The organism is Mycobacterium sp. 852002-51163_SCH5372311, assembly GCF_001667115.1.
Classification (GTDB): domain Bacteria; phylum Actinomycetota; class Actinomycetes; order Mycobacteriales; family Mycobacteriaceae; genus Mycobacterium.
On sequence record NZ_LZIJ01000153.1, the window covers coordinates 1 to 535 of the forward strand.

Genomic DNA, 535 nt, shown 5'->3' on the forward strand with positions numbered 1-535 from the left:
GTCCGCACCCGGTTGATGATCCGGTATTCAGTTGCGTGTGGAATGTACGCCGGTGCGTACATCCCACGGCCCAGCCGTCGTACCCGATGCCTGCCGATTTCCCAACGCAACGCGTCTGACACCGCCTTCGAAGGCCTGCCGCGGACGCAAAAGCCGTACCGGTCAAGCGCATCGATTAGTTCGACGATGGTCGCAGGCCCATTCTGCGACAGATACATCGTCAGCACGTAGCGCAGCTCGATTCCTTGAAGTTGCATGCGCGAATCGTTGCACGCCGGTACGACATTGGCTGGCTGAGCGTATGGCGTATCGCGTTCAGTGTGAAACTATGGCGTCCAGTGTGAAACCTGGGCGCTCATACGGCGAAAACCCCGCCCTCACGTCACACCGAAAGCCGTAGATTCACAACCGAATGCCGAAGACCGTCCGCCGTCAGCACCAACTGCGGACCACAGCGCAGTTGTCGCGCTGAGGTGGACAAAAAGCTGTGTGTCCCACTTCCGGGGACGGATGTGACGGATGTGACTAGGGCGGC

At 59.8% G+C, this 535-nt stretch carries 1 protein-coding gene; it reads right to left on the reverse strand.

The genetic code is table 11. The features are described 5' to 3' along the window. A partial coding sequence (locus A5791_RS17620; RefSeq protein WP_067231809.1) for a hypothetical protein occupies positions 1-257 on the reverse strand: 257 nt, incomplete at its 3' end. Positions 258-535 lie beyond the last annotated feature (278 nt).